Genomic DNA, 14034 nt, shown 5'->3' on the forward strand with positions numbered 1-14034 from the left:
GGCCGCTCCATCGCCGAAGCCACTCGAGTAACGCGTTGGGGCGTAGGGGCTCCCGCTGCACGTCCACAACGGTCAGGACACGAGACACCCGGCCAGGTCGTTCATCGCCGCCTCCACGCCGACGTCGAGGGCGGCCTGCATGACGCGCGGGCGCCGTTCGGTGCGGCCGATCGTCGCGCTGCCGAGCGGCGGCCGGATCTGCAGGCAGGCGGGATGGGACGCGAGCAGTTCCTCGTCCAGCGCCCTGATGTCCTCACGCCGCAACCAGGCCGTCACGACACCCGGCGCGTGGCGGGCGAACCACCGCGACAGCACGAAGCGTTCGCCGCGGGACGGCGGCACGCCCAGGAACTCGTCCTCGCGCCGCGTGCGCAGGGCGACGACGTGCGTAGCGCCCTGGGAAAGCGCCGTCCGCACGGGAATCGTCTCGCTCAGCCCGGCGTCGACGTACGGGCGGCCGTCGATCATCACCGGGTCGCCCGCGAGGAACGGCATCGCGGTCGACGCCCGCAGGGCGGTCTGCAGGCTCAGGGTGTCGCGGACGTGGCCGTGCAGGTCGGTCGCCTCGCCGGTGAGACCGTCCGTGGCCATCGGGTGGAACTCGACGGGGTTGTCGAGGATCTCCTGGAAGCCCATGGGGTGGACCTCCGTGTAGATGGTGTGGACGAGGTGGTGGGTGTCCACGACCGGCCGCCGGGTGAACGCGCGCCTCGGGTTGATGGTGGTGCGCATGACGGCCGGGTCCCACCAGGCGTGCTTGCTCCTGTCCGCCCGGCCGCACAGCAGCCAGGCGGCGTTCAGCGATCCCGCCGAGCTGCCGTAGACGGCGTCGAACAACGGCAGCAGCCCGAGCCGTTCGATCGCGACGGTCATACCGCTGGAGTAGACGCCGCGCGAGCTCCCGCCTTCGACCAGCAGGACGAGCCGCGCGTCGTCGTTCCGTTGTCCTGGAACGCTTTGCTGCCGCCTGCGCTCGCGCAGCAACTCGAGAACCGTCATGCCAAAACCCTATCTGCGGACCTTCCGCCACGCTGCTAATGTGGAAGTGAGATCAACCGCCCTCGATGAGGAGCTCGACGTGCTGGTGGGTGAAGACGACATCTCAGGGTGAGCCCTGGATGTGACAGGCCATCGTCCGCGATGGCCGTTCAGTCGTCCTCTTTTTCCACACGCGTGGTCGATCCGCGCGCGGCACATCTCCGAGGTCTCACACCCATGTCCGACGCATTCATCGTCGTGTCGTCCCTGTCCTTCTCCTGGCCGGACGACACCCCCGTGTTCGACGGCCTGTCCGTCTCGGTGCCGGGCGGGCGCACCGGTCTCGTCGCCCCGAACGGTGCCGGCAAGTCGACGCTGCTCAAGCTCGTGGCGGGCGCTTTGACGCCGTCCGGGGGCAGCGTGTCCGTCGAGGGCGTCCTCGGCTACCTCCCGCAGGACCTGCCGCTCACCGCCGGGCTGACCGTGGCGGAGGTGCTCGGTGTCGCGGACGTGCTGCGCGCCATCGCGGCCGTCGAGTCCGGTGACGTCGGCGAGGAGCACTTCACCACCATCGGCACCGACTGGGACCTGGAGGAACGCACGCGCGCCCAGCTCGACCGGCTCGGGCTCGGTGATCTCGCGCTCGACCGGGTGCTCGGCACGCTGAGCGGCGGGCAGGTCATCTCGCTGGGGCTCGCGGCCCAGTTGCTGAAGCAGCCGGACGTGCTGCTGCTCGACGAGCCGACCAACAACCTCGACCTGGTCGCCCGGCACCGCCTCCACGACGTGCTGGAGGACTGGCGCGGGTGCCTGCTCGTGGTGAGCCACGACCGGGCGCTGCTCGACAGGATGGACCGGATCGCGGAGCTCGACGGCGGCGAGATCCGCTTCTACGGCGGGAACTTCTCCTCCTACGAGGAGGCGGTGGCGGCCGAGCGCGAGGTGGCGGAGAAGAACGTCCGCAGTGCCGAGCAGGAGGTCAAGCGCGAGAAGCGGGAGATGCAGCAGGCCCGCGAACGTGCCGCGCGCCGGGCGTCCACCGCGCAGCGCAACCTCTCGAACGCGGGACTGCCGAGGATCTTCGCGGGCAACATGAAGCGCAACGCGGAGGTGTCGGCGGCCAAGGCGGACGGCACGCACGCGGCCCGGCTCGGCGCGGCCCGCTCGAAGCTCGACCAGGCCGAACGGGCGTTGAAGGACGAGCAAAGGATCAGCCTGGAGCTGCCGCAGACGGCGGTGCCGGCGGGCCGCACGTTGTTCCTCGGCTCGGACATCCGGGTGCGGGACCTGTTCTCCGGCCTGGATTTCGCCATCCGGGGGCCGGAGCGGATCGCGCTGGCCGCCCCGAACGGTGCCGGCAAGTCGACGCTGCTGCGGGTGGTCCACGGTTCGCTGACGCCGGACAGCGGTGAGGTGAAACGGGCCGACGGCCGGGTCGCGTACCTGTCCCAGCGGCTGGATCTGCTCGACGACTCCCGCACGGTGGCGGAGAACCTGGCCGCGTTCGCCCCGGCGATGCCCCCTGCCGAGCGGATGAACCTGCTGGCACGCTTCCTGTTCCGCGGTTCGCGCGCGCACCTGCCGGTCGGGGTGCTGTCCGGCGGTGAACGGCTGCGCGCCACGCTGGCGTGCGTCCTGTTCGCCGAACCCGCGCCGCAGCTGCTGTTGCTGGACGAACCGACGAACAACCTCGACCTGGTCAGCGCCGGGCAGCTGGAAAGCGCGCTGAACGCGTACCGGGGCGCGTTCGTCGTCGTCAGCCACGACGAACGGTTCCTGAGCGAGGTGAGGATCGACCGCCGGCTGCGCCTGGACGGCGGCAAGCTGCTGGAGGCCGCGCATGGCTGAGGCGCTGGTCGCCACCGAGCTGGTGCGCGGGTTCGGTGGCCGGCGCGTGCTCGACGGGGTGTCGCTGACCGCGGCCCCCGGCCACCGCATCGGGCTGATCGGCGAGAACGGCGCGGGCAAGTCGACGTTGCTGCGGCTGCTGGCAGGCGTCGACCAGCCCGACGGAGGCGTCGTCACGCGGCCACCGGACCTGGGTTTCCTGCGCCAGGAGATGCCGTTCCCGGACTCGGCGACCGTCGCCCAGGTCCTGGACGACGCGCTGGCCGAGGCACGGGAGGACCTGGCCGAGCTGGAACGGCTGGGCGCGCTGGTCGCCGACCCCGCGTACCTGGAGGAGTACTCGGAACGGCTGGAGCTCGCGCAGCGGCACGAGGCCTGGGACGCGGACCGCCGGGCCGGCATCGTCCTCGACGGACTCGGGCTCGGCGAGGTGGCTCACGAGCGCACGCTCGGGTCGTTGTCCGGTGGCCAGCGGCGCCGGCTCGACCTGGCCGCGCTGGTGATCCGGCGGCCGTCGGCGTTGCTGCTGGACGAACCCACGAACCACCTGGACGACGACGCGGCCGCGTTCCTGGAGGAGCAGCTGCGGGCGCTGCCCGGCATCGTCGTGCTGGCGAGCCACGACAGGGCGTTCCTCGACGCGGTGTGCACCGACCTCGTCGACCTCGATCCGGCGGTGGACGGGCCGGTGCGGTTCGGCGGCACCTACAGCGAGTACCTGCGGCAGAAGCGCGCCGACCGCGACCGCTGGGAACGCCGTCACGCCGAGGAACAGGAGGAGCTGGCCGCGGTGCGCGACTCGCTCGGCCTGATCGCCGGCCGCGTCGCACCGAACCGGGCCATGCGCGACAGCGACAAGATGGGCTACGGCGTGCGGGCGAACCGCGTGCAGAGCCAGATCTCCCGCCGCGTCCGCAACGCCACCCGCCGCCTCGAAGAGCTGGAGCGCAACGCCGTGCCCGCTCCCCCGCGCCCGCTGCGGTTCGCGCCGGACACGGTGGCGCTGCAGGCCGGGGACCTGGTGTCGCTGCGGCAGATCAGGGTTCCCGGCCGCCTCGCGCTCGACTTCCTCGACGTGCGCGACGGCGACCGGCTGCTCGTGACCGGCGCGAACGGCGCCGGCAAGTCGACGTTGCTGCTCGTGCTGGCCGGCCGCCTGCCGGCCGAGGGCGTGCGACGGCAGCCCGGTGTCCGCATCGGACTGCTCGACCAGGACACGTCGTTCGCGAACCCCCGCCTCACCGCGCGAGCCACGTACGGCCGCGCGCTCGGTGCCGAACGGATCGCGCAGGTACCGCTGGAATCGTTGGGACTGCTGCACAAGTGGGACCTGGGCAAGCCCGTCGGCGCGTTGTCGGTGGGCCAGCAACGGCGCCTCGCGCTGGCGTTGCTGGTGGCGGACCCGCCACACCTGCTGCTGCTCGACGAGCCGACCAACCACCTGTCGCCGACGCTGTGCGACGAGCTGGAGGACGCGCTGGGGCCGGGTCCGGGCGCGATCGTGCTCGCGAGCCACGACCGGTGGCTGCGAAACCGTTGGGAGGGCGCCGGAATCAGGCTGTGAGAATTCGATGGACAGGCCTCGGATGATGGTCCGGGGGTTCTCATGGTGGTGTTCGAATGCGTGGCGTGCGGTGCCGCGCTGACCGTTCCGCTCAGACAGGTCGATCGGCCCGACCACGAGCACCACGTGTGGGCGAACAGCACGAGTTTCACGCCGTCGCTCCTTCCGCCGGGCACCTACGCCGCACAGGGCGACTTCCTCGCCGGGCCCGGGGACGTGCGAGGCCTGTCCTGGGTGGACGACCACCCCGAGGGCTGGTGCTGTGGAGTGAACGGCGCCGACCCGAACCTCGCCTGCGCGTGCGGGCAGCCGGTCGCGACACGGGTCGACGACTGCTCGTGGTGGCAGGTGGTGCGGTTCGAACCCGGCGCGGTCCGGGCCACCGGAGAGCCGGATCCGGTGCGGCCGTGGGACGCGTTCGACTGGGACGGCGTGCCGCTGACCGAGAGCGAGCTGTGGTGGCCCAGGCGCGTGGGGATCGCGGCCGGGGCGGCGCTCGCGGGCGTGCTGCTCGCGGCGCAGGACGCGCCCGTGCTCGCCGCGGACGGACCTGTCCACGACCTGTTCCAGAGCCACCTCGACGCGTGGCGGCCGCCGGGACCACCTCCCCGGACCCTGGCGCAGGCCGGGCCGGGTCTGACCGCCCAGGCCGATCTCCTGATGGTGCCCCGGCATCCGCAGACCGGCGAGGCGTGGCCCGTGCCGGGCACGACCGTGCCGATCTCGGCCGAGCTGTGGCTCTGGCTGGCGAACGACAAGCCGCCGTACCTGCCGAGGACGGGCGGGCAGTGGGAGCCCTACCTCCGCCACGATCCGCTGCCGTGCCGTCCGAGGGAACTCCGGCTGGACGACAACGTCACGCGGAGTGTGATGTCGAAACCGCGGAAATAGCTTCGACGTGGTTGTGCAAGGACACTCGCGCAACCACGGAGGGACAAGTCATGACCGAACGCCCGCCCGTCGCCGACCTCGCCACCTGGCAGCAGGCCCGCGACGCGCTGCTGGTCCGCGAGAAGGCCCACACCCGAGAGGGCGACGCCATCGCGGCCGAACGCCGGAAGCTGCCGATGGTCGAGTTCGACGGCAAGGTCGAGGTCGTCGGCGCCGAAGGGCCCGTGCCGTTCGTGGAGCTGTTCCAGGGGCGTGACGAGCTCGTCGTCTACAAGCACATGTGGTGGGACGGCGCGCCGCACCAGGGGCAGTGCGAGGGCTGCACCCACGTGCCGTGGCACTTCGACGACGCCGCCTACCTCAACGCGCGCGGGGTCTCGTTCGCGATGCTGACCACCGGTGCGTGGCACGAGGTGGCGCCGTTCGTGGAGTTCATGGGCTACACCCAGCCCTGGTACTCCGTGCGCGGAGTGGACGGTCCCGCCGGTGGCGACATGGGGTACCTGACCAGCTACCTGCGCGATGGCGACCGCACGTTCCTCACCTACTCCACGACCGGGCGCGGCTGTGAGCGGGTCAACGGGTCGCTGGCGCTGCTCGACATGACCGCGTACGGGCGTGGCGAGGTCTGGGAGCAGCACCCGGAGGGCTGGCCCGAGTCACGGCAGGCGGGGTGGTTCTGGCGGGCGAACGCCGACGGGGACAGCAGCTGGGGCGAGGACAGCAGGCCCGTACCGCAGTGGACCCGTCCGGGCGCGACGCCCGTGCAGACCCTGGGGCGGCAGGGCCACTGCCACTGATCAGCGAGGTTTGGTCGCGGTCGCGAGGACGCGGCGCTTCTGGTCGAAACCGGCCAGGACGCTCCGCGCCTCCGTCTGCATGGACACCACCGCGGGGTCGCCGGGTGCGTCGGTGGCGAGGGCCTCCTCCCACATCCGCTTCTCCCGCTCCCGCCACTCCGGCCGGTCGACCACCTCGACGTCGGTGAACCCGGCCTCGGGAAGCTGACGGACGAGGTCGAGCTCGCGGATGCGGCGCCAGACGCGCTCGTCCCCGGGCTCGGCCGCCTGCCAGCAGGTGATGACGAGCCGTCCGCCGGGCCGCAGAACGCGCAGGCACTCCCGCAGCGCGGCTGGCTTGGACTCCGCGAACTGCACGGAGTCGACGATCAGCACCGCGTCCACGGAGCCCGCGCTCAGGCCGGTGGCGGTCAGCGTGCCGATCCGGAAGTCGCCGCCGTCACTGCGCTGCCTGGCCTGACCGACGGCCACGGCGGAGAAGTCCACACCGACCAGCCGGCACCCGGTGCGGCGCGCGATCTCCAGCCCGTACCCGCCCCGTCCGCACGCGAGGTCCAGCAGCACCCGGCCCTCCGCCAGGCGCAACGCCGGCACGACCTCGTCGAGGCCCTGCCCGCCCAGCAGGCTGGTCGACTCGAGGCCCGGCGGGAGGCCGAGCGTCCGCCGCACCAGGTCGTCGGCCAGCGGCGAGGCGGCCCGATCGGCGTACCAGCGGTCGAAGTCCTCTGCACTCGTCACGGCGCAGACCTTGCCAGAAAACGCGTTTGCGCCCGGCTGCTTTCGCCCGGTCCACTGTGGCGCGTGCAGATCCGATCCACGACCGACCAGGACCTCGACGTCTTCGTCCGCACCGTCCACACCGCGTTCGGGCGCTTCCCGGAGACACCGGACGAGAACGGCGGCGGCCTCTGGTGGTCGGCCGTCGAGATGGACCGCGGTGTCGTCGCCGAGACCGGGGGCAAGCTCGTCGGAACGGCGATCTCGTACCCGTTCGAACTCACGTTGCCCGGCGCGGTCGTCGTCCCGGCCGCCGGGATCAGCTCGGTCGGCGTGCTGCCGACGCACCGCCGCCACGGCGTCCTCACCGCGATGATGCGCTACCAGCTCGGCGCACTGCGGGACAGCGGCGAGTTCCTCTCCGTGCTGCTGGCGACCGAGGGCGGGATCTACGGCAGGTTCGGTTACGGCCCGGCGACCTGCACGCGCCGCATGACCGTCCAGCGCGGCCAGAGCGCGTTCCGGACCCGGGTGCGCGCGGGAGCGATCGAGGTCCTCCCCCGATCCGAGGCCACCGAGGTGCTGGAGGAGGTCTACGACCGCTACCGCCGCACCCAGCCCGGCGCGTTGTCGAGGCCGCACCGCTGGTGGGCCCTGGGCGCGGGCATGCCTCCCGTCGCGCCGGCACCGCGTTACGTCGCCGTGCACCGCGACGCTCACGGCGTTCCGGACGGATATGCCACCTACGTGCTCGACGGCGGCACGCTGACGATCGACGAGACCATCGCCGCCGACGACGCCGTGTTCGCGGCACTGGCCCGGTTCGCGCTGGACCACGACCTGGTGACGGAGGTGGTGTTCAAGCACGTCCCCACGGACCATCCGCTGCGGTGGATGCTCGCGGACTTCAACGCCGGGGCGACGAGCGGCGAGATGGACTGGCTCTGGGTGCGGCTGCTGGACGTGCCGAGGGCGCTGACCGCGCGCGGCTGGCTCACCGATGGTGAGATCGTGCTCGACGTCGACGACCCGTTCCTCGGGGAGCACCACCGCTACCTGCTGACCGTCGAGGACGGGAAGGCCGAATGCGTGGGGACGACCCGTGATCCGGACCTGTCGCTGGACGTGCGTGACCTGGGCTCGATCTACCTGGGAGGAACGGCCCCCAGTACGCTCGTCCGCGCTGGACATGTCCTGGCTCACGGATCCGCGGCGAAAGCTGACGCTCTGTTCCGTGCCGAACGCCCTCCGCATTGCCTGCACTGGTTCTGACCGACGTCTGGACCAAAGTATGACGGCGCGTTAGGCCCAGGTATGACGCGAGCAGGGGGTCACGTCGTTATTGTCCGTTCCGTTGACATCATCAACCCGTAACCCCCTTTCCGCCGGAGGGACAGCCGCGTCATGTGGGAAGTTCTGCAGTCAGCGACCGACGTCCGGTCGCGCGTCACCGAGTGGATGGGGAAGCGGTTCCTCGCGCACCTCAGCAAGACCGGGTTCGACCTCGAGTCGTCCTGGTTCGTGCCGTCGCGCGTGCTCGCTCCGCTGCGGCGCAACGGCCTGGACCCCGTGCCGGAGCTGGCTCGGATGCAGGCCCACGGGCCGGTGACGCGGCTGCCGCTGCCGGTCACGGTGTGGCTGGTGACGGGCTACGAGGCGTCCAAGCAGGTGCTGGTGGACTCCGAGGCGTTCAGCAACGACTTCGGGCACCTGCGCGAGCTCGGGCTGTTCTCCGACGAGGCACCGGGCGGACTGGGGTTCAGCGACCCGCCGGAGCACACGCGGCTGCGCAAGGTGCTGACGCCGGAGTTCACCATGCGCCGCCTCTCCCGGCTCGTGCCGCGGATCGAGGCGATCGTGGCGGACCAGCTCGACCTGATGTCCATGAAGGACGGTCCCGTCGACCTCGTCGAGCACTTCGCGATGACCGTGCCGGCGCTCACGATCTGCGAGCTGCTGGGCGTGCCCGCGAGTGAGCGCGAGGAGTTCCAGCGCCGCAGCGTCTCGCGGTTCGACCTCGGCGGCGCGGCCACGACCTCGCTGTCGGCCGTGTCCGAGTCGATCGTCTACTTCCGGGAGCTCGTGCGGGCCCAGCGGCTGGCCCCGACCGACGGGCTGCTCGGCGAACTCGTCCGCAAGCACGGCGACGAGCTGGGCGACGACGAGCTCGCGGGCCTCGCGGACGGCCTGCTCACGGGCGGGTTCGAGACGACGGCGAGCATGATCTCGCTCGGCACCCTCGCGCTGCTGCGCGACCCCGGCCTGCGCGAACAGGCGCTCGGCGACGAGAAGGCCGTGAACGGGCTGGTCGACGAGCTGCTGCGGCACCTCAGCGTCGTGTCGGTGGCGTTCCTGCGGATCGCGCGCCACGACATCGAGGTCGCCGGCACGAAGATCAAGGCGGGCGACATCGTGGCCTGCTCGCTGTCCCAGGCGAACCGCGACCCGAGCGCGTACCCCAGCCCGGACGTCATCGTCGGGGAGCGGGCCGCGGGCCAGCACCTCGCGTTCGGTTACGGCGCGCACCGCTGCATCGGCGCCGAGCTCGCGAAGATGGAGCTGCGGATCGCGTATCCGGCGCTCGTCAAGCGGTTCCCGGAGATGCGCCTCGCGGTCGCTCCGGGCGACCTGTCGTTCCGCAAGCTCTCGATCGTCTACGGCCTGCACTCGATGCCCATGCACCTCGGCACACAGCCCAGTCCGATCCAGCAGGTTCTTTAACGGAGTCGGGTGGGGGATGGCCTGATACACCCAACTTCTCCACCGTCGGGGTTGAGGGTCCATCCCTCATGCCTTCCGGATCGCGCTCGAACAGTCTCTACCTACCAACGCATTCCGCGAACGGAAGGTAGAGACCATGATCCGCCAGGCCATCATCACCGCCGCCACCCTCTCGACCATCGCGCTCCCGGCCGTCGCCGCCGCGGACCCGATCATCGGCCAGCCCGCGCCGTGCGTGAAGATCGCCGACCTGGCGGGCGCGGACTTCTCGGTGAAGCAGTGCGGGATCAGCGACGTCGACCAGTACCGCGCGGGCCTGGAGAACAACGGTGGCTCCTACTGCGGCCCCAGCTCGCTCTACAACGTGCTGCACCACTGGGCGCACGAGAGGAACGCTCCGGTCGGGTGGCTGACCACGAAGGTCAAGAACCTCGACCCGAAGGACCCGGCCGACCACAACATCATCACCAACTCCGTCGGCCGGATCGGTGTCGACGCGCAGTACACGAGCAAGGGCACGAAGCTCAGCAACCTGCGGACCGCGTGGACCATCGCGACCAAGCCCGCCCGTGACGCCGGCTGGAGCACCGCCACCGAGGGCATCAGTCCGCACGGGAACGCGGACTTCGGCGGTGACATGGCGAAGAAACTCGCCCGCGGGCCGTTGCAGATGCTCTACGGCCGCTACTCGGCCGGTCCGCAGAGCAGCCTGCAGCGCGGCGGCGGCCACCTCGTCACGGTGACGGCGGTCGAGGGGTCGTTCGGCGGCAACACCGTGCAGGTCCGCTACATGGACCCGGCCAAGGCGGCCGACCACGGCGTCGGTGACTACCTGAAGACGCAGTCCACCTACGCGACGGTCACCGCGACGCTGACGAAGAGGTCCGTGTACGAGTACATCCCGGTGACCGACAACCCGGACACCGACACCGACGAGAGCCTCACGCCGGGCACCTACCGCACGGTGACCCGCTGGCAGCTCACCACGGCGGGCTCCACGTCGACCACCACGGTGCTGGTGGAGGGCTTCAACTGGTTCGACATGGCCCCGCCCGTGGGCTGATGACGACGTGAGAAAAGGCCACCCGGTCCGGGTGGCCTTTTCTCACGTTCACTCCCGCGTGCCGATCGTGTCGATGGGCTTGGCGCGCAGTGACAACCGGGTGGACACCGCGATCGACACCAGGCCGAGCAGCGCGGCACCGGCGAGCGTGCCCAGGTAGACCAGGACCGACCCGGCGGGCAGCGGGGTTCCGGTGAGGCCGAGGGCGAGCACGGCCAGCGGCACCGCCGCCACCAGCGACCCCAGCGCGGCGGCCAGTCCGACCGTGAGCAGCGCTTCGGTCCGCATCATCCGGACGATCTGGCGGCGTCCGGTGCCGACCAGCCGCAGCAGGGCGAACTCGCGGCGGCGTGCGGCCGTGGACATGACCAGCGTGTTCGACACGGAGATCGCGACGTAGCCGAGGATCACGCCGACCGCGACCAGGTTGAGCAGGAACTGGGTCCGCTCGGTGCTCCGGTCCTGCGCCGCCACCCGTCCGGTCACCCGCAGGCCCGGATAGCGGCTGGTCAGGTCGTTGAGCGCGGTGACGTCCGCGCCCTTCACGAGCACGGCGCTGTCCATGCCGGCCGTGGTGTGGGCACGGGCGTCGGCGGCCGACAGCACGTAGTCGCCGAACGCGAGGTCGTGCTCGTAGGTCGCGACGACCTTCAGCTTCGCCTGCTGACCGTCCGCGAACCAGAACTCCACCGTGTCGCCGATCTTCTTGTCCTCCCAGGAGGCGTGCGCGTCGCCCAGCGCGACCGTGCCCGCCCTGAGGTCGTCGAGGCTGCCGGACACGACGCCGAGGTCGACCATGCCGCTCGCGGTGGCGTCGAGGCCGTTGGCCGGACGGCTCTGCACCTCGACGCTGTCCCCGGTCTTGCTCGCGGTGATCACCTGCGTGCGCACCAGCGACGTCGCAGTCCCTCCCCGGATCTGCCGGACGACCTCGGCGGGCACGCCGGCCACACCGGTGACCACGTGATCAGCGGTGATCGACCGCTCGGTCTGCTGGTGCACGGCGGCCGTGAGCGTCGTCTGGCTGTAGAAGTTCACCACCGCGAACCCGATGGCGAGCATCAGCGGCGTCACCGCGGCCGCGAGCCTCCGCGAGTTCTTCAGCACGTTCGCCGAAGCCAGGTAGCCGCTCACGCCGAACGACCTGGCCAGCACCGGCGCGATCACCCGGACCGCAGCCCCGATCACCCTGGGCCCGGTGAGCGCCAGCCCGATGATCAGCACGAGTGCCGCCGACACCGCGATCGCCGCGCCGATCTGCCCGCCGAGGAACAACGGCACCAAGGTCGCGCCGAGCCCGATCGCGGTCAGGACCCATCCGATGGCCAGCCGGACCCTGCCGACGTCCCGCTTCTGCACCGCGGCCTCGCCCAGCGCCTCGACGGGGTTGATCGACGACGGCCTGCGCGACGCGCTCCAGGCCGCGAGCCGAGCCGCGCCCACGCCGATCAGCAGGGCCGCCACCAGCGGAATCGGGCTGATCGAGAGGGCGAAGTCGTCCGGCACCACGCCGATCCGCGCGAACGCGGCCCGCAGCCCCAGGCTGACCCCGATGCCGAGCAGGCTGCCGATCACGCCGGCGATCACCGAGACGACCGTCGTCTCGACGCCGATGAGCTTGCGGACCTGCCGCGGCGTCGCGCCCACGGCCCGCAGCAGGGCGAACTCGCGGCGGCGTTGCTCGACGGTCAGGGCGAGGGTGCTGGCCACGACGAAGATCGCGACCAGGACCGCGTACCCGCCGAACGAGCCGGCCAGGATCGCGAGGATCGACTTGGTCCGGCTGACGTCGTCGAACTCGGCGGCGCTGCGGTCGGCGCCGGACGACACCGTGACGTGGTCGTGCGCGAGGACCTCCTCGACCTGCCGGGCATCGGCGCCCAGCACGCCGATGGCGCTCAGCCGGCCGGAGCGTCCGAAGAGCGCGGCCGCCTCGGTCTCGCTGAAGAACACCGAGGCCTGGCGCGCCCGTCCGGCCGCCTCGGCGACTCCGGCCACGCGATAGGTCTCGGGGACGGACCGGGTCATGATCCTGACCTCGCCACCCACGCCGACACCCGACTCGGCCGCCAGCGCCGAGTCCAGGACCACCTCGCCCGGCTTCGGCGCGGCGCCGTCCTTCAGCGTGAACGGCGCCAGCACGGCGGAATCCCAGTTGTGACCGTACGAGGACTTGCTCGCGAGCGGCTGCCCGTCCTGCCCCACCACAACGGCGGGGAACGTCTGCTCGGGAACGGCCCGCGCACCCGGCACCGCGGCGATCTTGGCGGCCAGCGCCGCGGGAACGGTGGGCTGTTCGGAGGCGTGTTCGAACGCCATGACGTCGCCGCCGGGCGGCCGCACGGTCCGGTCACCGGTGACGACCACGTCGGCGGCCGCGTAACGCTGGGTCGGCACGCCGCCGCGCAGGCCCGACTCCATCAGGATCCCGCAGGCCGCGACGAGCGCGGTGCCGCACAGGATGGCGACGAACGCGCCGATGAACCCGCTGGTGCGGGCCTTCACGGTCTGCCAGGCCAGGCTCAGCACCGCCGATCACTCCCCACGACTCGTGACGCGATCGCCAGCACGAAGGCCAGCAGCTCCACGCTCAAAACCTGTCCGAGCTGACTCACGCTCACCACTCCCCCAGGTGCGTCATGCGCTCGGCGACCCGCTCCGGCGTCGGGCCGGCCAGCTCACCCGCGAGCCGTCCGTCCGCCAGGAACAGCACGCTGTGCGCGGCCGACGCGGCGACCGGGTCGTGCGTGACCATCAGGACCGTCTGCCCCATGTCGTCCACAATGGACCGCAGCAGGGTCAGCACCTGGTGCGCGGTCCTGGAGTCCAGCGCGCCGGTCGGTTCGTCGGCCAGCACCACCTCGGGCCGGGCCACCAGCGCGCGAGCGATCGCGACACGTTGCTGCTGGCCTCCGGACAGTTCGGCCGGCAGCCGGTCGAGCCGTCCGTCGAGCCCGACCCTGCTGACGATCTCGTGCAGCCATCCCCGGTCCGCCGTGCGGCCGGCGAGGCGCAGCGGCAGGGTGACGTTCTGCTCGACGGTCAGCGACGGCAGCAGGTTGTAGGCCTGGAAGACGAACCCGATCCGGTCTCGCCGCACCCGCGTCAGCGCGGCCTCCTTCAGGCGGCCCAGGTCCGTGTCGCCGAGCAGCACGCGTCCGGACGTCGGCCTGTCCATGCCCGACGCGCAGTGCAGGAAGGTGCTCTTGCCCGAGCCGGACGGTCCCATCACGGCGGTGAACGTGCCCCGCCGGATGCCGACGGTGACCTCGTCCAGCGCGGTGACGGCACCACCCCCTGAGCCGTACACCTTCCGCACCGCCTGCAGCGACAGCGCGTCTGCACTCATCACGTTCTCCTTGGCTCGCAACGACTTCTGAGCAAGAAAGTAGTTCTGCGAGGCGGTGCGGAACGATCACGCAGGCTGCCGGGAACGGGGTGGAGCAGGCTCT

The 14034-nt window shown here is 71.4% G+C and carries 11 protein-coding genes; 7 read left to right on the top strand and 4 right to left on the bottom strand.

Annotation, left to right across the window (positions count from 1 at the left end):
• Positions 1 to 72: 72 nt before the first annotated feature.
• Positions 73 to 999, bottom strand: coding sequence for a patatin-like phospholipase family protein (locus SK571_RS10890; RefSeq protein ID WP_319983908.1), 927 nt, complete (start codon positions 997 to 999; stop codon positions 73 to 75).
• 216 nt (positions 1000 to 1215) lie between these two features.
• Here SK571_RS10890 and SK571_RS10895 point away from each other — a divergent pair, with 216 nt between their 5' ends.
• Genes SK571_RS10895 through SK571_RS10910 form a run of 4 tightly spaced genes read left to right on the top strand, consistent with a single transcriptional unit; the run spans position 1216 to position 6081 of the window.
• Positions 1216 to 2826, top strand: a complete 1611-nt coding sequence (locus SK571_RS10895; RefSeq protein ID WP_319983909.1) for an ABC-F family ATP-binding cassette domain-containing protein — start codon at positions 1216 to 1218, stop codon at positions 2824 to 2826.
• A complete protein-coding gene (locus tag SK571_RS10900; RefSeq protein WP_319983910.1) occupies positions 2819 to 4390 on the top strand; it encodes an ABC-F family ATP-binding cassette domain-containing protein in 1572 nt (523 codons plus the stop codon). Before SK571_RS10895 ends, SK571_RS10900 begins: the two co-directional genes overlap by 8 nt.
• A gap of 42 nt (positions 4391 to 4432) precedes the next feature.
• A complete protein-coding gene (locus tag SK571_RS10905; RefSeq protein ID WP_319983911.1) occupies positions 4433 to 5281 on the top strand; it encodes a hypothetical protein in 849 nt (282 codons plus the stop codon).
• Positions 5282 to 5331: 50 nt separating this feature from the next.
• Complete coding sequence (locus SK571_RS10910; protein WP_319983912.1) at positions 5332 to 6081, top strand: DUF899 family protein; 750 nt, start codon at positions 5332 to 5334, stop codon at positions 6079 to 6081.
• On the opposite strand, the gene SK571_RS10915 is transcribed toward SK571_RS10910, so the two are convergent.
• Positions 6082 to 6819, bottom strand: a complete 738-nt coding sequence (locus SK571_RS10915) for a class I SAM-dependent methyltransferase (protein WP_319983913.1) — start codon at positions 6817 to 6819, stop codon at positions 6082 to 6084.
• Between the two features lie 63 nt (positions 6820 to 6882).
• Here SK571_RS10915 and SK571_RS10920 point away from each other — a divergent pair, with 63 nt between their 5' ends.
• The 3 genes from SK571_RS10920 (at position 6883) to SK571_RS10930 (ending at position 10582) form a co-directional block, all read left to right on the top strand.
• Positions 6883 to 8070, top strand: a complete 1188-nt coding sequence (locus SK571_RS10920; protein WP_319983914.1) for a GNAT family N-acetyltransferase — start codon at positions 6883 to 6885, stop codon at positions 8068 to 8070.
• Between the two features lie 132 nt (positions 8071 to 8202).
• Positions 8203 to 9519 carry a cytochrome P450 gene (locus SK571_RS10925; protein ID WP_319983915.1) on the top strand — a complete coding sequence of 439 codons (1317 nt, stop codon included), beginning with the start codon at positions 8203 to 8205 and terminating at the stop codon, positions 9517 to 9519.
• A 136-nt stretch (positions 9520 to 9655) separates the two neighbouring features.
• A complete protein-coding gene (locus SK571_RS10930; RefSeq protein WP_319983916.1) occupies positions 9656 to 10582 on the top strand; it encodes a hypothetical protein in 927 nt (308 codons plus the stop codon).
• Positions 10583 to 10630: 48 nt separating this feature from the next.
• Here the strand turns inward: SK571_RS10930 and SK571_RS10935 are convergent, their stop codons facing one another.
• Positions 10631 to 13111, bottom strand: a complete 2481-nt coding sequence (locus SK571_RS10935; protein WP_319983917.1) for an FtsX-like permease family protein — start codon at positions 13109 to 13111, stop codon at positions 10631 to 10633.
• Positions 13112 to 13199: 88 nt separating this feature from the next.
• Positions 13200 to 13931 (bottom strand): ABC transporter ATP-binding protein, encoded by a 732-nt coding sequence (locus tag SK571_RS10940; protein ID WP_319983918.1) that lies wholly within the window; start codon positions 13929 to 13931, stop codon positions 13200 to 13202.
• Between the last annotated feature and the right edge of the window lie 103 nt (positions 13932 to 14034).

The sequence above is a fragment of the Lentzea kristufekii genome, from assembly GCF_033949925.1.
GTDB classification, from domain to species: Bacteria; Actinomycetota; Actinomycetes; order Mycobacteriales; family Pseudonocardiaceae; genus Lentzea; species Lentzea kristufekii.

Coding starts and splice junctions, on each gene's coding strand:
- SK571_RS10910 (WP_319983912.1), top strand. CDS start 5,332: ATGACCGAACGCCCGCCCGTCGCCGACCTCGCCACCTGGCAGCAGGCC.
- SK571_RS10895 (WP_319983909.1), top strand. CDS start 1,216: ATGTCCGACGCATTCATCGTCGTGTCGTCCCTGTCCTTCTCCTGGCCG.
- SK571_RS10940 (WP_319983918.1), bottom strand. CDS start 13,931: ATGAGTGCAGACGCGCTGTCGCTGCAGGCGGTGCGGAAGGTGTACGGC.
- SK571_RS10905 (WP_319983911.1), top strand. CDS start 4,433: ATGGTGGTGTTCGAATGCGTGGCGTGCGGTGCCGCGCTGACCGTTCCG.
- SK571_RS10930 (WP_319983916.1), top strand. CDS start 9,656: ATGATCCGCCAGGCCATCATCACCGCCGCCACCCTCTCGACCATCGCG.
- SK571_RS10925 (WP_319983915.1), top strand. CDS start 8,203: ATGTGGGAAGTTCTGCAGTCAGCGACCGACGTCCGGTCGCGCGTCACC.
- SK571_RS10890 (WP_319983908.1), bottom strand. CDS start 999: ATGACGGTTCTCGAGTTGCTGCGCGAGCGCAGGCGGCAGCAAAGCGTT.
- SK571_RS10900 (WP_319983910.1), top strand. CDS start 2,819: ATGGCTGAGGCGCTGGTCGCCACCGAGCTGGTGCGCGGGTTCGGTGGC.